The sequence below is a fragment of the Phaeodactylibacter luteus genome (genome assembly GCF_007993045.1).
Classification (GTDB): Bacteria; Bacteroidota; Bacteroidia; order Chitinophagales; family Saprospiraceae; genus Phaeodactylibacter; species Phaeodactylibacter luteus.
Map to the genome: position 1 here is coordinate 14,070 of NZ_VOOR01000041.1, position 17,979 is coordinate 32,048.

The window sequence follows — 17,979 nt, forward strand, 5'->3', positions numbered from 1 at the left end:
GCTCAAACACACAAAGCAATGAAACTCGAAGTTTTAAATATCCAGGGTCAGCAAACAGGCCGCTCTGTAGAACTCCCCGCTGAGATTTTTGGCGTTGAGCCCAATGAGCACGTCGTATACCTGGCCATCAAGCAATACCTGGCTGCACAGCGGCAGGGAACGCACAAAGCAAAGGAGCGAAACGAAATCGCAGGCTCTACTAAAAAACTGAAGCGCCAGAAAGGAACGGGCACGGCTCGTTTCGGCGATATCAAGAACCCACTTTTCCGTGGAGGTGGCCGGGTCTTTGGCCCTCGCCCCCGCAAATACGATATCTCCCTGAACCGCAAGGTTAAGTTGGTTGCTCGTAAGTCTGCACTTTCTGCAAAAGCTGGTGCCGGCAAGCTCATTATTGTTGAGGACTTCTCTTTCGACAAGCCCAAGACCAAGGAGTTTGTCAATATCCTCAATGCACTGAAAGTAGCTGATCAGAAGCCTGTGATCGTAACTCCTGAGTACGAGAAGGAGGTTTACCTGTCAAGCCGCAACCTGCAGAAAGTAAGTGTGGTACGTGCACAGGACCTGAACACTTACGCAGTGATGAACTCCGGTACGCTTATCCTCGCAGAGGGTGCTATCGAGAAGATTAAGGAAGCATTTGCAAACTAATTGAAAGCGCTGCCCACGGCTTGCCGAGGGTACCTTTCCATAATTATTCGTAACCATGGCCAAGACTATTTTGGTAAAGCCACTGATTACTGAAAAAACTGAGCGGCTTTCTGACCAGCTCGGTAAGTACACCTTCGTTGTCAACAAAGATGCCAATAAAATTGAGATCAAGAAGGCTATCGAAGACATGTACCAAGTAACAGTGGAAGAAGTGAAGACCCTCATTATGCCTGCTAAGACCAAGAACCGTTCTACGCGTTCTGGTATCTTGACTGGCCGCAAAGCTGCTTTCAAGAAGGCAGTGGTCACACTAGCAGATGGAGAGGAGATCGACTTCTACGGCGATATTTAATTTTAGTTTATATAGATAGACTCAGGGGCAAAGCCTGCCCTGTAGCCTTCCCCAAGCAAGGCACCCTACCGGTTAGTCTGTTCACCCGGTGGTGCTATGGTGGAGCACTCGCTGCAGCAGGCATGTATCTCTGAGCTGAAAAACAGAACCAATGGCAGTTAAAAAACACAAGCCGGTTAGCCCGGGCACCCGTTTTTTGGTGACCAATGCATTCGCAGAGGTAACCACGGACAAGCCCGAAAAGAGCCTGTTAGCTCCAATGAAGAGCTCCGGTGGCCGTAACAATCAGGGCCGTATGACTTCCCGCTATCGTGGCGGGGGCCATAAGCGCCGCTACCGTATTGTCGACTTCAAGCGCGATAAAGATGGCGTTACAGCTACCGTAAAAACAATCGAGTACGATCCGAACCGCAGTGCTTACATCGCATTGCTTGAGTACCAAGATGGAGAAAAACGCTACATCATCGCCCCCAACGGCCTGCAGGTCGGCAAGGAGGTGGTTTCTGGCGAGGGTGCAGCTCCTGTAGTAGGAAACACTCTCTTCCTCAAGGACATCCCCCTTGGTTCTACCATTCACGCAATTGAAATGCGCCCTTCTCACGGCGCAGCATTGGCGCGCGCTGCGGGTACTTACGCAACGCTGATGGGCCGCGAGGGCCGCTACGCTGTAGTCAAAATGCCTTCTGGCGAAGTCCGCCGCATCTTGTCTGAATGTAAAGCCACGATTGGCACAACTTCCAACCCTGACCACAGCCTCACTGTAGTGGGCAAAGCAGGACGGAGCCGTTGGCTGGGCCGCCGCCCACGCACACGTGGTGTAGCGATGAACCCTGTCGATCACCCAATGGGTGGTGGCGAAGGCCGCGCATCAGGTGGGCACCCACGCTCCCGCAACGGGCAGATGGCGAAAGGGCAGAAAACCCGTAAGCCGAAGAAGCAGTCCAACAAGCTCATTATTACTCGACGTAAATCAGGTAAGCGGCGCTAACCGGCGGGCAGCATAGGCGCCCCTTCTGCGGCAGGCTATGCAACCACTGGTGTCAGCTTCTAAATCAATTAGAACAATGGCAAGATCAATAAAAAAAGGACCTTACATTTTCCATAAGCTGATGGACAAGGTCGAGAAGTCAAAAGCTTCTCAGAAAAAGACCGTCATCAAAACTTGGTCTCGCGCTTCCATGATCTATCCGGATATGGTGGGCGAAACTATCGCGGTGCACAATGGCAAAACTTTTGTTCCTGTGTTTGTGACTGAGAACATGGTGGGCCATAAGCTGGGCGAATTTGCTCCTACCCGCAATTACAAGGGGCACTCCGGAAACCGTAAGAAGTAATCTTTTTAACGTTGCAAGCCCCATCTGTTGGGGGGAACTGCAATGCAAATTTTAGAAAATGGAAGCAGTAGCTAAACTCAAAAGTGTCCCCATGTCTGCGCGCAAAATGCGCCTGGTTGTGGACTTGATACGCGGAAAAAGCGCTGAGGAAGCTCTTGATATCCTTCGTTTTACGAAGAAGGAAGCCGCTGTGTGGCTTGAAAAACTGGTACTTTCTGCTGTAGCCAACTGGGAAGTAAAGACAGGCGAGAGCGCGGATGAATACGATTTGTTTATCAAAGCTATTTCTGCCGACGATGGCAGTATGCTGAAGCGATTCCGCCCGGCTCCCCACGGCCGTGCTCACCGTATCCGCAAGCGCACTACTCACGTCAATCTGATTGTGGCGAACCGCGCTGAACTGAGCGCAAGTGCTCAGGCTGAGGATGCTGTAGAAGTAGAATCAGTAGAAGAATAACCATTAAAAAAATTCTAATTCCATAAATATGGGGCAGAAGACAAATCCAATCGGTAATCGCCTGGGCATCATCCGGGGTTGGGACTCCAACTGGTTCGGTGGCAAGGACTACGCAGAGAAGGTAGTGGAGGATGAGAAAATCCGTACCTATCTCGAAGCGCGGATCTCCAAAGGCGGTATTGCCAGGATCATAATCGAGCGCACACTGAAGCGCATCACCGTTACCATCCACACATCCCGCCCAGGCATCATTATCGGTAAGGGAGGCCAAGAGGTTGACCGCATCCGGGAAGAGCTCAAGAAGCTGACTGGAAAGGATGTACAGATCAATATCATCGAGATCCGCAAGCCTGAGCTTGACGCTGCCATCGTGGCGGAGTCTATTGCGAAGCAGCTGGAAGCTCGTATCAATTATCGCCGTGCCATTAAGATGGCCATTCAGTCTACCATGCGTGCAGGTGCTGAGGGCATCAAGGTGCGTATTGCTGGCCGCCTGAACGGTTCGGACATGGCCCGCCGCGAGGAGTACAAAGAGGGGCGTACCCCGCTGCACACTTTCCGTGCGGATATCGACTACTCCCTCAAGGAAGCCCTTACGGTTTATGGTAAAATCGGCATCAAGGTCTGGATTTGCAAGGGCGAAATCCTTGGCAAGCCTGATCTTTCTCCACACGCTGGCGTACAGGAGCGTGGCGGTAGCGGCAAGCCTAGCAACGACCGTGGTGGTGACCGCAGGGGTGGACGCCGTGGTGGCGGAAGAAATCAGCGCCGCCGCTAGAATTTTTCAGAAAAACGCTGTACCTTTGCCGGGCTTTTCAGGGCACGGTACGTACAGCCTTTTCATTTGACGTAGCACGTTTAAACATATTGTAAGATGTTACAGCCAAAAAGAACGAAATATCGCAAGCAGCAGAAGGGCCGCAACCGCGGGCTGGCCTACAAGGGCAGTCAGTTGGACTTTGGCTCTTTCGGCCTGAAGACGATGGATGCATCCCGCATCACCAACCGTCAGATAGAAGCCGCGCGTATCGCGATGACCCGTTATATGAAGCGTGAAGGTAAAGTCTGGATCCGTATTTTCCCGGACAAGCCTATCACATCCAAGCCTCAGGAAGTACGTATGGGTAAGGGTAAAGGAGCCCTTGACCACTGGGTAGCTGAGGTTAAGCCTGGCCGTGTACTTTTTGAACTTGATGGTGTACCCAAGGATATAGCGCAGGAAGCGCTCCGCCTGGCTGCTCAGAAGCTGCCTGTACGCACGAAGTTCATTGTGCGCTACGATTATGCGGGCTAATTTTTTGAGGACCCTTTAATTTGGAATAGATCATGGCAACAAAAAAATACCTGGAGCTACAGGATTATGCTGAGGCAGACCTGAAGAGCGAACTGGCAAGCACGGAAGCTCAGTACCAAAAGCTGAAGTTTGACCACGCTATCCGGGGGCTGGACAACCCGCTTGTCCTCCGCGAAGTACGCCGGGACATCGCCCGGCTGCGCACGGAGGTCCGTCGACGCGAGCTTGCTGCTGCGGAGCCGGAAGCCATCGCCCAGCGTTCTAAAATCCGCGCCCGCAGACGGCGCAAGTAGTAATTTATTGGGAAGGTTCCAAACCACCGAATACAATGGAAGAAAGAAATCTGAGAAAGACCCGTGTCGGGCTGGTGACGAGCAACAAAATGGACAAGACCATTTCTGTCTCTGTCGAGCGTAGGCTACAGCACCCTATCTACGGTAAATTCGTCAAGAAAAGTAAGAAATTCGTAGCTCACGACGAGAACAACGATTGCAATGAAGGCGATCTTGTCCGGATCATGGAAACTCGTCCATTGAGCAAGCGTAAGCGTTGGAGGCTCGTAGAGATTATCGAGCGCGCCAAGTAACAATCATTGCGCCTGGACAGGCCTCTGCCCACATAGGGTAATGCCTGCCAGCCATAACTTCTATAAATCCTTACAACGATGATCCAACAAGAGAGCAGGTTAAGGGTAGCGGACAACAGCGGTGCGAAAGAAGTACTGTGTATCCGTGTACTGGGAGGCTCTAAGCGTCGATACGCTTCTATTGGTGACCAGATCGTGGTTACGGTAAAAGAGGCGACCCCTGGGGGCAACGTAAAAAAAGGCAGCGTATCTAAGGCTGTAGTTGTGCGTACCCGCAAGGAAATCCGCCGCCGTGACGGCTCCTACATCCGCTTCGATGACAATGCTGTCGTCCTGCTGAATGCAGCTGATGAGCCTCGTGGTACTCGTATCTTCGGCCCGGTTGCCCGTGAGCTCCGTGAGCGTGATTACATGCGTATTGTATCGCTCGCACCTGAGGTACTGTAGTTAACGAATTTTTGAATGCGATCATAAGTCAAGATACAATGCAAAAGAAATCTCATCAAGGCAAAAGGTTCACCCCTAAGCTCAAGGTCAAGAAAGGGGACCGCGTGATAGTGATTGCAGGTGCATACAAAGACCGTGGGCGCGTGCGCGAAGTACTCGAAGTTCTTCCTAAGGAGAACCGCGTAATCGTAGAAGACGCAAACATGGTGAAAAAGCATACTCGGCCTTCACAGGATAACCCTGGCGGCATTAACGAGGTGCCTGCGCCTATCCACATCTCCAACGTACAGTTGGTAGACCCTAAAAGTGGGGAGCCTACCCGCGTTGGCCGTAAAGAGGTCGACGGTAAGCTGACCCGCTATTCTAAAAAATCCGGCGAAATCATTAAGTAATGAGCTATACTCCAAGACTTAAGAAAAAGTATCGGGAAGAGATTGTGCCTGCCTTGATGGAACAGTTCCAGTACAGCTCTATCATGGAGGTTCCCCGCTTGGTCAAAGTTGCCATCAACCAAGGTGTTGGCGCAGCAACCCAAGACAAGAAACTGGTTGACAACGCAGTACAAGAACTCAGCGCCATCGCTGGGCAGCGTGCGGTTTCAACTAAAGCCCGCAAGTCTGTTTCTAACTTTAAACTGCGCGAAGGGATGCCTATCGGCGCCCGTGTAACCTTACGGGACATCCGCATGTTCGAATTCCTCGACCGTCTCATCACCGTGGCGCTCCCACGTGTACGTGACTTCCGCGGGGTAAACGACAAGAGCTTCGATGGCCGTGGAAACTACTCTATGGGCATCACTGAGCAGATCATCTTCCCTGAAATCGAGTTGGACAAAGTCAACAAGATCACAGGAATGGATGTGACTATAGTGACAACAGCCAAGACAGATGCAGAGGCTCTGGCACTGCTCAAACTGCTCGGCATGCCGTTCAAGAACCAACGCAATTAATCCGAACTTACTCACAGCAATTTTATAAAAATGGCTAAGAAATCAATCATCGCTCGCGAACGCAAGAGAGAAAAGCTGGTAGCCAAGTATGCTGCGCTGCGTAAGCAACTTAAGGAAGAAGGCCGCTGGGAAGAGCTCGATAAGCTGCCCCGCAACTCTAATCCTATCCGCTTGCACAACCGCTGTAAGCTGACTGGCCGCCCAAAGGGCTATATGCGTCAGTTTGGCCTTTGCCGGGTTAAGTTCCGTGAAATGGCACTAGACGGCAAAATCCCAGGCGTTACCAAGTCAAGCTGGTAAGTCCTAACTCATATCATTAAGACAATTCACAGACCGTCTGCAGGCTCAATAGTATTTCGAGGAGTCTTTGACGGCTACATAATCAGGATAAAATGGCAGTTTCAGATCCAATAGCAGATTATCTGACTAGAATCCGCAACGCACAACAGGCGGGCCACCGCATCGTTGACATCCCTGCCTCTAAGCTCAAAAAGAGCATGACAGAGATCCTCTATAATCAGGGGTATATCCTCAAGTACAAATTTGAGGACGACGCTCATTTCGGTCAGGGTATTATCCGTATCGCCCTGAAGTATGACCCCAAAACCAAGCAGCCGGTCATCCGGAAGCTGGGCCGGGTCAGTACTTGTGGCCTTCGTAAGTATTACAAAGTGGATGAAATCCCACGTATCATCAACGGACTTGGCATCGCTATCGTGTCTACCTCCAAAGGGGTAATGACAGACAAGCAGGCCCGTGAAGAGAATGTTGGTGGTGAGGTACTCTGCTACGTTTACTAGGTGCCACCTTATATTCTGTTTTAACGCTCCAAAAAAAGAGTAAAAATGTCAAGGATAGGAAAAGCCCCCATCAGTGTACCGAGCGGTGTTTCAATCGACATTAGCAAGGGCAACCTGGTTACCGTAAAAGGGCCAAAAGGCGAGCTGACGCAGCAGGTCGATCCAGACCTCTCCATCTCTTTAGAAGATGGAACGCTTACCATCAGCCGCCCAACAGAACAGAAGCGCCACCGCGCCATGCATGGTTTGTACCGTGCCTTGCTGAGCAATATGGTCACTGGCGTAACAGAAGGTTTTGTGAAAGAGCTTCAGCTTGTTGGCGTTGGTTACCGTTGCTCAAACACTGGCCAGCTGCTAGAGCTTTCAGTAGGATATTCTCACCCCATTATGTTCGCACTTCCCGATGAAGTAAAGGTGACGACTGCAATGGAAAAGGGTAAGGACCCTAGCATCCGCCTGGAGTCTCATGATAAGCAGCTTTTGGGCGAGGTCGCCAACAAAATCCGCAGCTACCGCAAGCCTGAGCCATACAAAGGCAAAGGTATCCGGTTTGCAGGGGAGTACATCCGCCGTAAGGCTGGCAAATCTGCTGGTAAGTAAATCCACAGAGGCTCGCTTAATTGGTATAATCAGGCAATTCAAATTATCAGGGCATTGGGTTCGGGCTTTCCCCTTACACTAATGCCAAAATAGAAAGTCATGCAATTTTCAAAGCGAAATCGACGCAAGCGGATACACTGGCGCATCCGTAATAAGGTAAAGGGCACTGCGCAGCGCCCGCGCCTGAACATTTTCCGGAGCAACCGCTCCATCTATGTTCAGGTCATCAATGACCTCGATGGGACTACCCTCATCTCCGCGAGCTCTCGCGAAGATGCGATTTCCAATGAGGGCACTAAGATCGAACAGTCTAAAGCAGTAGGCAAGCTTCTTGCTGAACGGGCCAAAGAAGCTGGTATCGAAACAGTCCTTTTTGACCGTGGCGGCTACCTCTACCACGGCAGAGTCAAAGCACTCGCTGATGGCGCTCGCGAAGGAGGACTGAAATTTTAAAAAACTACAAGCAGAATTATAATGGCTAAGAGAAGCTCTAACAGGGTAAAGCCTGCTGAAACAGAACTGAAAGAAAAATTGGTTAACCTCAACCGTGTTGCTAAGGTAACCAAGGGTGGCCGTACCTTCAGCTTTGCTGCTATCGTAGTAGTTGGAGACGGAAATGGCACCGTTGGGCATGGTTTGGGCAAAGCCCGGGACGTATCCGAGGCGATTTCCAAAGCAGTCGATGACGCCAAGAAGAACCTCATTCAGGTGCCTCTTCACAACGGTACTATCCCTCACGAACAAAAGGGGAAATATGGTGCTGGCCGTGTACTGATAAAGCCTGCCTCTGATGGTACCGGTGTAATTGCCGGTGGTGCGATGCGCGCTGTTCTTGAAATCGCGGGCGTCCACAACGTATTGGCTAAGTCTATGGGGTCTTCCAACCCGCACAACGTGGTTAAGGCAACAATTGATGCCCTGACTAAGCTGCGCAGCCCTTTAGTCGTTGCCAAGCAGCGCAATATTTCTACCGAAAAACTGTTTAACGGTTAACACCGGCCGCAGGATGCCCGCTGCACAGGACAAACTTGCAGCAACAAGGCATTCATCGGCTACAAAGCTGAAGTAATGAGTAAGGTAAAAGTCACTCAGGTCAAAAGCGTTATTGATCGGTCTAAGAAGCAGAAGGCTACCATGCAAGCCCTGGGCCTCCGCAAAATCCGCCAGTCTGTGGAAGTCGAACTGACACCACAGATCCAAGGGATGATCAATAAGGTAAGCCACCTTGTCACTGTTGAACAGGCTGGCTAATTTTAATCAATAGAAAAAGTTTGCAAAGGCCGTTACTGCGGATATCTTTGCAGTCATTCTTCGAGGGAATAAACGATTTAGCAATGGAACTTCATAGCTTAAAACCGGCTGCAGGGGCAGTGAAAAAGCGCAAGCGCATCGCGCGTGGTATCGGTTCTGGCCACGGCCGCACCGCCACACGTGGGCACAAGGGCGCTAAATCCCGCTCCGGTTTCAAAAATAAGCGCAATTTCGAAGGCGGTCAGATGCCTATCCAAATGCGCCTGCCTAAGGTTGGCTTCAAAAGCCCTAACCGGAAGGAATATACCGCAATCAACTTGGAACGCCTTCAGAGCATCGCTGATAAGTATAGCCTGACCAAAGTAGATCAGGAGGCGCTTGTCAAGCATGGCATTCTGACTAAAACCGAGCTCTTTAAAGTCCTTGGGGCTGGCGAGCTGAAGTCGAAACTAGAAGTGCACGCTCACGCATTCTCTGCCAGCGCCAAGCAGGCCATCGAGACTGCAGGCGGTACCGCTACAGTTGCTTAAGGTTAACTAATATTGCGCTGCTTTTGTCAGCGCTTTATTAATAATAGGGCTTTTGGGCTCTTGAGGAAGTGGAAAAGTGGTTACCTTGTGGCTAGCCACATCAGAGGTAGAATGGCATTAAATTATTGCAGATGAAAAAGTTTATCACTACTCTACAGAACATCTGGAAAATCAAGGAGCTGAGGAATCGCATCCTCTTTACCTTGGGGATGCTCTTGGTTTTCCGGTTTGGATCATACGTGGTCCTGCCAGGTGTGATTCCGGAAGTTCTGGATAATGCAACTCAGAACAACAGCACTCCAAATGACCTGCTCGGGCTGATCAATGTCTTTACAGGCGGGGCATTCAACAATGCAGCTGTTTTTGCACTGGGTATCATGCCTTACATCACCGCTTCCATTATCATTCAGCTGATGGGCTTTGCGGTGCCTTATTTCCAGCGCCTTCAGCAGAAAGAAGGCGAATCGGGCCGTAAAAAGCTCAACCAGATTACCCGTATCCTTACCGTAGCGATCACGCTGGTACAGGGCGGTGGGTACCTGACCTACATCAACAGCCTCGGGGCTGTTGACCCACGCATACCGCTTGGTGTGTTCTGGATTTCTAATATCATTATCCTCTCCTCCGGTACGGTCTTCGCTATGTGGCTGGGCGAGCGGATTACAGACAAAGGGATCGGCAACGGCATCTCTCTGCTTATCACAGTAGGGATTATCGCAACTTTGCCTCAAGCGCTGATTTTCGAATTCCAGTCTCAGCTGGAAAATAATGGCCTTATCATCTTTGTACTGGAAATGGCAGCCTTGTTTGCTATCGTCATGGCTACTGTACTGATTGTTCAGGGAGTACGCCGGATACCCATTCAGTTTGCTAAACGGATGGTCGGCCGTGGGGCTAATCAGATGCCACAAGCTGGGGCAAGGGATTATATCCCGCTCAAGGTAAATGCTTCAGGTGTTATGCCAATCATCTTTGCTCAGGCATTGATGTTCCTTCCGGCTACTGCAGCCCAGTTCATTGCTGGCGAGGGAAGCGATCTGGCTACCAACCCTGTGCTCCGTGCGTTGAACGACTTTACTTCAGCACCTTACAATGTGATTTACTTTGTTTTGGTGGTGCTTTTCACTTACGTGTATACCGCCCTGCTGGTAAACCCACAGCAATACGCTGAATACTTGAAGCGGCAGAATGCTTTCATCCCTGGCATCAAGCCAGGAAAGCCAACAGCTGATTTTATCGATGCGGTTACGACTCGTATCACGCTCCCAGGCTCTATTTTCCTTGGCCTGATTGCGATCCTCCCTGCTTTTGCAGCTGGTTTCGGTGTGAACATCGCATTTGCGATGTTCTTCGGTGGCACTTCCCTCCTGATTTTGGTAGCAGTTGTATTGGATACGCTGCAGCAAATTGAGAGCCACTTGCTGATGCGCCGTTATGACGGCCTCGTCAAGTCTGGCAAAATTCAGGGCCGCAGCCGTATGCAGGGGATTGGCGCAAACATGTAAAATAGGCTATGGCCCGTGTGCTAGCCATGTGCAAACATTGATCAGCTTAGGCTGTTAGTCAGATACTGTACCGCCTCAGTGCCTATGGCGCTGAGGCGGTATGGTGCTAAGAGGAGACGGGGCTGCAGCATTGCACCTGCTTCCTCTTTCATTCTTATTAGAAGCAGCCCGTTTTAGAGCGGGCAGTTCAGTACTTAATCTTGCAGGATAGATGGGAATGGTTTTCTACAAGACGGATGAAGAGATTGAGCTTTTGAAAAAGAGCAATGAAGTAGTCTGCAAAGCCTTGGCCCACGTGGGCAGTATGTTGCGGCCTGGGATGACAGGGGCGGAAATAGACAAGGCTGCAGAAGAGTTGATCCGAGACCACGGTGGCGTTCCTTCCTTTAAGGGCTATCAGGGGTTTCCTGGAAGCCTATGTGTCTCTGTCAATGAGCAGGTAGTGCATGGCATTCCCAATAAAGATCAGGTCTTCCAAGATGGCGACATCGTTTCTGTGGATTGTGGGGTACAGCTCAATGGTTTTCATGGCGATTCGGCCTTCACCTTTCCGATAGGGGAGGTAAAGGAGGAAGTGATGGAGCTCTGCCGGGTTACGAATACCTCTCTTTACAAAGCGATAGAGGCTGCTGTAGTGGGGGCGCGCCTAGGTGATATAGGCTTTGCAGTGCAGCAATATGTTGAGCGCGAGCATGGCTACGGAGTAGTCCGAGAATTGGTAGGTCACGGTATTGGGCGCGACTTGCACGAAGGGCCGGAAGTGCCCAACTATGGCAAAAGGGGCAGAGGGGCTGTCCTCAAGCATGGCCTGGTTATTGCAATCGAGCCAATGGTCAATCTGGGGCGCAAAGAAGTGCGCACAGAGCGAGATGGATGGACCATTTTTGCTAAAGACCGCCTGCCCTCAGCTCATTATGAGCATTCCGTTGCGGTACTGACAACTGGCACGGTAAAGCTTTCGGACCACAGCGTGGTCGAGGAGGCAATATCTAAAAACCCGAATGTACGCTACGTCGGTGTGGTAGCAGAGGCACTTCAGGGTTGATCAGGTAGGCCGGGGCAAAGCCCTAACTTGCTGAGGAATACGATTTTTTGTATCCCGAAGCGTGGAAGTCAATAAAAAATAGTTATCTTTGCACACCGAAAATTGAAGTATGGCTAAGAAAAATCTTATCAAACAAGACGGGATTATTGAGGAAGCATTATCGAATGCAATGTTCCGCGTCCGTCTAGAGAATGACCATGAAATCGTAGCCACTATTTCGGGCAAGATGCGGATGAACTACATTCGGATCTTACCAGGCGATAAAGTTGCGGTTGAGATTTCCCCATATGATTTGACACGTGGGCGGATCACTTACCGTTACAAATAAGCAGCATTGCACCTTGCAATTGATCAACCTGAAAAACGTTTGTTATGAAAGTTAGAGCATCGGTCAAGAAGCGCTCAGCAGATTGTAAGATTGTCCGTCGCAAGGGCAAGATCTACATCATCAACAAGAAGAATCCAAAGTTTAAGCAGCGTCAAGGCTAATCAGTAGCCCGCTGAAGTTGCATTACCTGAATAATTAAATAGCTACAAATGGCTCGTATAGTAGGTGTTGACCTGCCTCGCAACAAGCGCGGTATCATCAGCTTGACTTACATTTACGGTATTGGCACCTCCAAGGCTGCTTATATCCTACAGCAAGCAGGCATAGACGAGAACATCAAGGTTCAGGACTGGACAGACGAGAACGTGCGTGAGATTTCCAGTATTATCACGGAAGAGCATACTGTCGAAGGTGAGTTGCGTTCAGAAGTACAGTCTAACATTAAGCGCCTGATGGATATCGGATGTTACCGTGGGTTGCGCCACCGTAGAGGGCTCCCTCTTCGTGGCCAGCGTACACAGACCAACGCACGTACCCGTAAAGGTAAGCGTAAGACTGTTGCGAACAAGAAGAAGGTAACCAAGTAATCATTATCGCTTCGCACACGATGGCGCTGTAGGAAAGCGTGCATCCGCTGTATTGGCGAACCTTTAAATAAATTCCAACCACAATGGCAAAGGGAAAAGGAAAAACGGCTAAGAAAGTCAAAAAAAGGAATGTAAAGGTAGAGTCTGAAGGAATGGCTTATATCCAAGCATCCTTCAACAATATCATTATCTCCCTGACCAACAAAAAAGGTCAGGTTATCTCTTGGGCTTCTGCTGGTAAAGCTGGATTCCGGGGCTCTAAGAAGAATACACCCTACGCTGCTCAGGTAGCTGCTGCAGACGCTTCCCGCGTGGCCTATGATGCCGGCTTGCGTTCTGTAGAGGTTTACGTCAAGGGGCCTGGCTCCGGGCGTGAGGCTGCAATCCGTGCAATTGATGTTGCAGGTATCAAAGTATTGCGTATCAAGGACGTTACTCCAGTGCCTCACAACGGCTGCCGTCCTCCTAAGCGCAGAAGGGTTTAATCAATCGAAAATAGTTTATTCAGATGGCGAGATATACTGGTCCAAAGACAAAGAAAGCAAGAGCGTTCGGCGAGGCCATTTACGGTGCGGACAAATCTTTCGAGCGTAAGAAATACCCTCCGGGGCAGCATGGCAACGGCCGTCGGCGTAAGCAGAAGTCTGACTATGCTCTGCAGCTGATGGAAAAGCAAAAAGCGAAGTACACTTATGGTGTGCTCGAGCGTCAGTTCCGCAACTTATTTGATCGTGCCAACCGCAACGACGGCGTCACAGGTGAAGTACTGCTTCAGCTGCTCGAAGCGCGTCTGGACAACACCATCTTCCGCCTTGGCCTTGCGCCTACCCGCCGTGCTGCACGTCAGCTGGTTTCTCACCGCCACGTGGTTGTGAATGGGGTAGTGACCAACGTGCCTTCCTGTCAGCTCCGCCCTGGCGATACCGTTGGTATCCGTGGCCGCTCACAGGGTTTGGAAATCGTTAAGGATGCCGTAGGGGCCAAGTCTGATGTGCGGAAGTTCGGATGGCTGGAGTTCAACCCTGACACCATGGAAGGGAAGTTCTTGGGCTATCCTGAGCGCGAGCAAATCCCAGAAAAAATCAACGAACAGCTGATCGTTGAACTTTACTCTAAGTAATGTCATTGTGGTAGTAACTCACTACAATACACATATAATATAGACGGTTCAAAAGTGCCTTTCGAAAGGAAGGCACTTTTAGCCGTCATATGGCATTTATGTAAAATGCCTATTTTTATTCCTTACAAAGCACACAGGTCTATACATATGAGCATTCTTAACTTCCAGAAGCCGGACAAGATCGTAATGCAGAAAGCCAACGACTTCGAAGGGCTTTTTGAATTCAAACCCCTTGAGCCGGGCTTTGGTCAAACCGTAGGCAATTCCCTGCGTCGCGTTCTGCTGTCTTCCCTCGAGGGTTTCGCCATCTCCGCCGTCCGTATTGCTGGCGTTGAGCATGAGTTTGCGACTATCCGCGGTGTGGTAGAGGATGTGGTTGAGATTATCCTTAACCTGAAACAGGTTCGCCTCAAGCAACTCATCAGTGACGAAGATATCACTACCGAGAAGGTCTACCTGACCATCAATGGCAAGGAAGAATTCCGGGCCGGGGATATTGAAGAGCATACCAATGTCTTCAAAATCATGAACCCCGACTTGCTCATCTGCCAAATGGAGCCTTTCGTCAACCTCGAAGTGGAGCTTACGGTCACCAAAGGGCGGGGATATGTCCCTGCTGACGAAAACCTGCCTAAAGATGCACCTATTGGTGTCATCCCTGTGGATGCTATCTATACGCCTATCAAAAATGTGGCTTACCGCATTGAGAATACGCGTGTTGGGCAGCGTACTGACTACGAGAAGCTCTCTATCGATGTGAAAACGGACGGTACTATCCACCCGGAGGAGGCCATCAAAGAAGCATCTCGTATCCTGATTCAGCACCTTATGCTGATTACAGATGAAAATATCACCTTCGACGATGCAGCTACCCGCGAGGAGAATATTGTAGATGAGCATATCCTTCATATGCGCAAACTGCTGAAAACTTCCCTCGAAGACCTCGACCTGTCTGTCCGGGCTTACAACTGCCTGAAAGCTGCTAAAATCAATACCTTGGCTGAGCTGGTGCGCTATGATACGCACGAGCTGCTGAAGTTCCGCAACTTCGGTAAAAAGTCTTTGGTTGAGATTGAAGAGCTCCTGCAGGATAAAGGGCTTACTTTTGGCATGGACTTGTCTAAGTACAAGCTCGAAGAAGAATAATAAGACAATAAGGGCGGCTGGCACAGTATCTACAGCATGCCCTTATTTTATATTACAGGCAGCACTTTTATCGTGCTTTATTCTATAACCTGTGATAACCATCTGATGCCTAGAGGACCGGCCTGTGGTCCACGCTTTGAATAGCTTCGCTCAGATCGTGTCACGAAGTCATTTTTCCAATGAGACACGGAAAGAAATTCAACCACCTTGGCCGTAAGGAAGGCCACCGCCGCGCACTCATGCGCAACCTGGCTTGCGCACTGATCGAGCACAAGCGTATCAACACAACGCTCGCAAAGGCTAAAGCTTTGCGCAAGTATGTTGAGCCTCTGGTAACCAAATCTAAAGACAACACCACGCATTCCCGCCGGGTAGTTTTCAGCTATCTGCAAAATAAGGAAGCTGTAACGGAGTTGTTTAGCGCTATATCTGCAAAAGTCGGTGACCGCCCAGGTGGATATGTACGCATCATCAAGACTGGCTTCCGCCGCAGCGATGCAGCTGAAATGGCCATGATTGAATTCGTTGACTTCAACGAAGTGTACACTGCCGGGAAATCTCAGGGTGGCGGACGCCGCCGCCGCCGTCGTGGTGGCTCTGGCAAAGGCGCCGCTGCTGCTGCAACTGCTGCTACAGCTGCTACGGCTACAGCTGCCGCTGCTGAAGAAGAGGAATAGGCCTCATCTGGCTTTTACCTGCTTAACAAAACGAAAAAAAGGGGCGGGCTTCGCAAGAAGCCTGCCCCTTTTCGTTGGTGCGCCTTTAAGCGCTGAAGAGGGGTATAAGGGCTTGTTTAGAGTGGATTTATTGTGAAAATCAAGGGGTTATTCCCCGGCAACGGGCCTCTTCACTAAACTTGAGTTCAGCGGGCTATAAATTAAGAGCGTGTTGGGACTTTAGTAATCGGTCTGTCCCGCTAGACAGCGGGACAATTTTTTGATTAGAAGGCCAAAATCCCAACACGCGAAGCCAGGTTTATCGGGCGCAAACCAGATTGTTGTTTTTTTGGGGGCCTGCCCCTGCCGTGAGGGCAGGGGCCGCTATGCTCCGGGGCTCGCTGCCCGCTCGGCCTTATCAGGCCTGCCGCCCCTTCGCAGCGCTAGGCCAATGCCAGGCTAGAGCCCCAAAAGCATAAACGCCTGTGACATTTTGGTTCACGCCCGGTTTATCAAGTGTTGATTTGCAATAAGGACGAGCTCCAAATAGGTGCTTAGTTGGAGCTCAGGGCATAGGTAATGCCTAAGATATAGTAAGCTTGCAGTGGGTTGTCTTCCAGTTCAGCAGCCATGGCTTCCTGTTTGTTGCTCCTAAGCCCGATGTCTAGCCCAATGCCTATCCCTTTGTAAGCCGTGCTGAAGGTATTGACCCAAGTGTAGTTGGAAAAGTCTCCGTCTTCATAGCTCAGGAAAGCAGAGAAGTTGGATTTCCAATTCAGCCCCTTTACAATCCGCTTGGTGTAATCCGCTACAATTTTGGCGCCAAGGGAGGACTCATAGCTGAACGCTTCGTCTGAGAAGACGAAATTGTAGTTGAGCGGGTGCATGACCACAACTAGATCAGGGATAGGGGTCCAGGTTGCACCTAAGCCCAGGTCGAGGTATCCAGGGTTGTTGAACTTGCCTTCCAAGACGGAAGTCCGGTATTCTCCAAGCGTTGAGATGGCAAATTTAGGAGAGAGTTTGTAGCCATAGAGGGAGGTCATGTTCAGGGCATCCGCTGAAACTTGGAAGCGGTCGATATCATCCGGGTTGTCTTTGTCATCAAACTTGAGCCATCCGAGAGTGAGGTTAACGTTGTTGCGCCAGAATGCATTTTCCCAATCCCCGTTGATGAAGCCATTGGTGGTAAACCCGATATTGATGGCCGAGGTATTTGGCTGCTCTTTTGGCAGCCAAGAATCGAAAGACGAAAAGTTGAAGCCCAGATTGGCGAGCAGCCCTTTTTTCCAGCGCGGGTAAGGGGTCAGCTGATCAGTCAGGCTTGCCACGTCCGTTTCCAGGTTGTTGACCGATTTGGTGAGGGCCTTCAGCTCTTTTTTGAGGGAATCAAGTTGTTGGCTCTTTTGGGCTTTCTCGGCTGCCAGCTCTTCGGCTGTCTGCGATAAAAGTGCCAAAGGTGCAGAAAGCAAAAAGGCTATGGTGAATAGCCAGGTCGTGTTGTTGGTCATTAGATTGTTTTTTGTGAAGTAAACGTGTTTTTCTTGACGCCAAAGCTAAGGATAGGTAACCACTCTTCAGCGAATTATCTCACCCTTTTAGGCTGTATTGCCTGGCTGCAGCGTACAATATTTGGGAGCCCCGGAGAGTTATGGCAACTGATGAAAGGACAAGATTGGAACCTACTTGGGGCAGCCCTTCTTCTAGCCTTGGCTTTTGGGCCTCTGGTCTTTTGGGGTAGCCGGAGCCGCTTTGAATACCAAATTGAAACGGAAGCCCGCAGGCGGATGTTCAGCCCGGCAGCTGTGCCTATCTCTGCTGCTGAGGATATTGCAGAGGCCTTGCCGATATTGGCTTTCCCCGTGGCAGGGGCAGGCCCCCGGGACGTGATCTCTTTTTTTGGCGACCCCCGGAGTGGCGGCGCAAGGGCACATAAGGGGATTGACATCCGTGCAAGCCGAGGGGCCCCGGTCCTTGCCGTTGCTGATGCTGAAGTTCTCCGGACAGCAGACAAGGGGAATGGCGGGCGGCAGATCTGGCTGCGTTTGGCTGGTGGCGTGAAAGTTTACTATGCTCACCTGCATGAAATCCACGTAGAAAAAGGAGATTGGGTGAGCCGGGGCCAGGTATTGGGCACGGTCGGGAATACTGGAAATGCCCGGCATACCATCCCCCACCTTCATTTCGAGCTTATCAATGCTAGGGGGAAGGAAGAAGACCCTTTGCCTATTTGGGGAAAGCCATAGGAAAAGGGGCTCCAGATTGGCATTGGCCTAGCGCTGCGCAGGGGTGTAAGCCCGGTAGGGCCGAGCGGACAGCGAGCCCCGGAGCATAGCGGCACCTG

General features: G+C 50.6%; 31 protein-coding genes. 29 read left to right on the top strand and 2 right to left on the bottom strand.

Annotated features, from left to right (window positions below):
* Positions 1 to 18 precede the first annotated feature (18 nt).
* The 16 genes from rplD (at position 19) to rplR (ending at position 7,920) form a co-directional block, all read left to right on the top strand.
* Positions 19 to 648 carry a 50S ribosomal protein L4 gene (rplD, locus tag FRY97_RS16470; RefSeq protein WP_147168663.1) on the top strand — a complete coding sequence of 210 codons (630 nt, stop codon included), beginning with the start codon at positions 19 to 21 and terminating at the stop codon, positions 646 to 648.
* Positions 649 to 703: 55 nt separating this feature from the next.
* Entirely contained in the window at positions 704 to 1,000 is a 297-nt protein-coding gene (gene rplW / locus FRY97_RS16475; protein WP_147168664.1) for a 50S ribosomal protein L23, read from the top strand.
* 151 nt (positions 1,001 to 1,151) lie between these two features.
* The gene (gene rplB / locus FRY97_RS16480) at positions 1,152 to 1,988 is read left to right on the top strand and encodes a 50S ribosomal protein L2 (RefSeq protein ID WP_147168665.1); all 837 of its coding nucleotides are present in this window, start codon (positions 1,152 to 1,154) and stop codon (positions 1,986 to 1,988) included.
* Between the two features lie 76 nt (positions 1,989 to 2,064).
* Entirely contained in the window at positions 2,065 to 2,334 is a 270-nt protein-coding gene (rpsS, locus tag FRY97_RS16485) for a 30S ribosomal protein S19 (RefSeq protein ID WP_147168666.1), read from the top strand.
* A 58-nt stretch (positions 2,335 to 2,392) separates the two neighbouring features.
* Positions 2,393 to 2,791 carry a 50S ribosomal protein L22 gene (gene rplV, locus FRY97_RS16490; protein ID WP_147168667.1) on the top strand — a complete coding sequence of 133 codons (399 nt, stop codon included), beginning with the start codon at positions 2,393 to 2,395 and terminating at the stop codon, positions 2,789 to 2,791.
* Between the two features lie 28 nt (positions 2,792 to 2,819).
* Positions 2,820 to 3,569: a 30S ribosomal protein S3 gene (rpsC, locus tag FRY97_RS16495; protein WP_147168668.1), complete on the top strand. Its 750-nt coding sequence runs from the start codon at positions 2,820 to 2,822 to the stop codon at positions 3,567 to 3,569.
* Between the two features lie 96 nt (positions 3,570 to 3,665).
* Positions 3,666 to 4,085 carry a 50S ribosomal protein L16 gene (gene rplP / locus FRY97_RS16500; RefSeq protein ID WP_147168669.1) on the top strand — a complete coding sequence of 140 codons (420 nt, stop codon included), beginning with the start codon at positions 3,666 to 3,668 and terminating at the stop codon, positions 4,083 to 4,085.
* 32 nt (positions 4,086 to 4,117) lie between these two features.
* Complete coding sequence (gene rpmC / locus FRY97_RS16505) at positions 4,118 to 4,378, top strand: 50S ribosomal protein L29 (protein WP_147168670.1); 261 nt, start codon at positions 4,118 to 4,120, stop codon at positions 4,376 to 4,378.
* A gap of 35 nt (positions 4,379 to 4,413) precedes the next feature.
* Positions 4,414 to 4,671, top strand: a complete 258-nt coding sequence (gene rpsQ, locus FRY97_RS16510; protein ID WP_147168671.1) for a 30S ribosomal protein S17 — start codon at positions 4,414 to 4,416, stop codon at positions 4,669 to 4,671.
* A gap of 78 nt (positions 4,672 to 4,749) precedes the next feature.
* Positions 4,750 to 5,118, top strand: a complete 369-nt coding sequence (gene rplN / locus FRY97_RS16515) for a 50S ribosomal protein L14 (RefSeq protein ID WP_147168672.1) — start codon at positions 4,750 to 4,752, stop codon at positions 5,116 to 5,118.
* A 38-nt stretch (positions 5,119 to 5,156) separates the two neighbouring features.
* On the top strand, positions 5,157 to 5,510 hold the full coding sequence (rplX, locus tag FRY97_RS16520; RefSeq protein ID WP_147168673.1) for a 50S ribosomal protein L24: 354 nt from the start codon (positions 5,157 to 5,159) through the stop codon (positions 5,508 to 5,510).
* Complete coding sequence (rplE, locus tag FRY97_RS16525) at positions 5,510 to 6,067, top strand: 50S ribosomal protein L5 (protein ID WP_147168674.1); 558 nt, start codon at positions 5,510 to 5,512, stop codon at positions 6,065 to 6,067. The genes rplX and rplE overlap by 1 nt, the downstream gene beginning before the upstream one ends.
* A gap of 30 nt (positions 6,068 to 6,097) precedes the next feature.
* Positions 6,098 to 6,367, top strand: coding sequence for a 30S ribosomal protein S14 (rpsN, locus tag FRY97_RS16530; protein ID WP_147168675.1), 270 nt, complete (start codon positions 6,098 to 6,100; stop codon positions 6,365 to 6,367).
* A gap of 92 nt (positions 6,368 to 6,459) precedes the next feature.
* Positions 6,460 to 6,867 carry a 30S ribosomal protein S8 gene (gene rpsH, locus FRY97_RS16535; protein WP_147168676.1) on the top strand — a complete coding sequence of 136 codons (408 nt, stop codon included), beginning with the start codon at positions 6,460 to 6,462 and terminating at the stop codon, positions 6,865 to 6,867.
* Positions 6,868 to 6,912: 45 nt separating this feature from the next.
* Positions 6,913 to 7,467: a 50S ribosomal protein L6 gene (rplF, locus tag FRY97_RS16540; protein WP_147168677.1), complete on the top strand. Its 555-nt coding sequence runs from the start codon at positions 6,913 to 6,915 to the stop codon at positions 7,465 to 7,467.
* Between the two features lie 99 nt (positions 7,468 to 7,566).
* Complete coding sequence (rplR, locus tag FRY97_RS16545) at positions 7,567 to 7,920, top strand: 50S ribosomal protein L18 (RefSeq protein ID WP_147168678.1); 354 nt, start codon at positions 7,567 to 7,569, stop codon at positions 7,918 to 7,920.
* Here rplR and FRY97_RS23365 read toward each other — a convergent pair.
* Positions 7,917 to 8,033, bottom strand: a complete 117-nt coding sequence (locus FRY97_RS23365; protein ID WP_394349359.1) for a prepilin-type N-terminal cleavage/methylation domain-containing protein — start codon at positions 8,031 to 8,033, stop codon at positions 7,917 to 7,919. The genes rplR and FRY97_RS23365 overlap by 4 nt on opposite strands.
* On the opposite strand from FRY97_RS23365, the gene rpsE reads away from it, so the two are divergent.
* The 12 genes from rpsE (at position 7,987) to rplQ (ending at position 15,656) form a co-directional block, all read left to right on the top strand.
* On the top strand, positions 7,987 to 8,460 hold the full coding sequence (gene rpsE, locus FRY97_RS16550; RefSeq protein WP_394349360.1) for a 30S ribosomal protein S5: 474 nt from the start codon (positions 7,987 to 7,989) through the stop codon (positions 8,458 to 8,460). The genes FRY97_RS23365 and rpsE overlap by 47 nt on opposite strands.
* 75 nt (positions 8,461 to 8,535) lie before the next feature.
* Positions 8,536 to 8,718 carry a 50S ribosomal protein L30 gene (rpmD, locus tag FRY97_RS16555; RefSeq protein ID WP_147168680.1) on the top strand — a complete coding sequence of 61 codons (183 nt, stop codon included), beginning with the start codon at positions 8,536 to 8,538 and terminating at the stop codon, positions 8,716 to 8,718.
* An 83-nt stretch (positions 8,719 to 8,801) separates the two neighbouring features.
* On the top strand, positions 8,802 to 9,248 hold the full coding sequence (gene rplO / locus FRY97_RS16560) for a 50S ribosomal protein L15 (protein ID WP_147168681.1): 447 nt from the start codon (positions 8,802 to 8,804) through the stop codon (positions 9,246 to 9,248).
* A gap of 131 nt (positions 9,249 to 9,379) precedes the next feature.
* Positions 9,380 to 10,753 carry a preprotein translocase subunit SecY gene (gene secY / locus FRY97_RS16565; RefSeq protein ID WP_147168682.1) on the top strand — a complete coding sequence of 458 codons (1,374 nt, stop codon included), beginning with the start codon at positions 9,380 to 9,382 and terminating at the stop codon, positions 10,751 to 10,753.
* A gap of 217 nt (positions 10,754 to 10,970) precedes the next feature.
* Positions 10,971 to 11,798, top strand: coding sequence for a type I methionyl aminopeptidase (gene map, locus FRY97_RS16570; RefSeq protein WP_147168700.1), 828 nt, complete (start codon positions 10,971 to 10,973; stop codon positions 11,796 to 11,798).
* Between the two features lie 109 nt (positions 11,799 to 11,907).
* On the top strand, positions 11,908 to 12,126 hold the full coding sequence (gene infA, locus FRY97_RS16575) for a translation initiation factor IF-1 (protein WP_147168683.1): 219 nt from the start codon (positions 11,908 to 11,910) through the stop codon (positions 12,124 to 12,126).
* 44 nt (positions 12,127 to 12,170) lie between these two features.
* The gene (gene ykgO / locus FRY97_RS16580) at positions 12,171 to 12,287 is read left to right on the top strand and encodes a type B 50S ribosomal protein L36 (protein WP_044221860.1); all 117 of its coding nucleotides are present in this window, start codon (positions 12,171 to 12,173) and stop codon (positions 12,285 to 12,287) included.
* 48 nt (positions 12,288 to 12,335) lie between these two features.
* Complete coding sequence (rpsM, locus tag FRY97_RS16585; protein WP_147168684.1) at positions 12,336 to 12,713, top strand: 30S ribosomal protein S13; 378 nt, start codon at positions 12,336 to 12,338, stop codon at positions 12,711 to 12,713.
* Positions 12,714 to 12,796: 83 nt separating this feature from the next.
* A complete protein-coding gene (gene rpsK, locus FRY97_RS16590) occupies positions 12,797 to 13,198 on the top strand; it encodes a 30S ribosomal protein S11 (protein WP_147168685.1) in 402 nt (133 codons plus the stop codon).
* A gap of 23 nt (positions 13,199 to 13,221) precedes the next feature.
* On the top strand, positions 13,222 to 13,833 hold the full coding sequence (gene rpsD / locus FRY97_RS16595; protein ID WP_147168686.1) for a 30S ribosomal protein S4: 612 nt from the start codon (positions 13,222 to 13,224) through the stop codon (positions 13,831 to 13,833).
* Between the two features lie 147 nt (positions 13,834 to 13,980).
* Positions 13,981 to 14,979: a DNA-directed RNA polymerase subunit alpha gene (locus FRY97_RS16600; RefSeq protein WP_147168687.1), complete on the top strand. Its 999-nt coding sequence runs from the start codon at positions 13,981 to 13,983 to the stop codon at positions 14,977 to 14,979.
* A 179-nt stretch (positions 14,980 to 15,158) separates the two neighbouring features.
* Complete coding sequence (rplQ, locus tag FRY97_RS16605; RefSeq protein WP_147168688.1) at positions 15,159 to 15,656, top strand: 50S ribosomal protein L17; 498 nt, start codon at positions 15,159 to 15,161, stop codon at positions 15,654 to 15,656.
* Between the two features lie 533 nt (positions 15,657 to 16,189).
* Here the strand turns inward: rplQ and FRY97_RS16610 are convergent.
* Positions 16,190 to 17,146 carry a DUF3078 domain-containing protein gene (locus FRY97_RS16610; RefSeq protein WP_147168689.1) on the bottom strand — a complete coding sequence of 319 codons (957 nt, stop codon included), beginning with the start codon at positions 17,144 to 17,146 and terminating at the stop codon, positions 16,190 to 16,192.
* A gap of 150 nt (positions 17,147 to 17,296) precedes the next feature.
* Here FRY97_RS16610 and FRY97_RS16615 point away from each other — a divergent pair, with 150 nt between their 5' ends.
* Entirely contained in the window at positions 17,297 to 17,881 is a 585-nt protein-coding gene (locus FRY97_RS16615; protein WP_147168690.1) for a M23 family metallopeptidase, read from the top strand.
* Positions 17,882 to 17,979 lie beyond the last annotated feature (98 nt).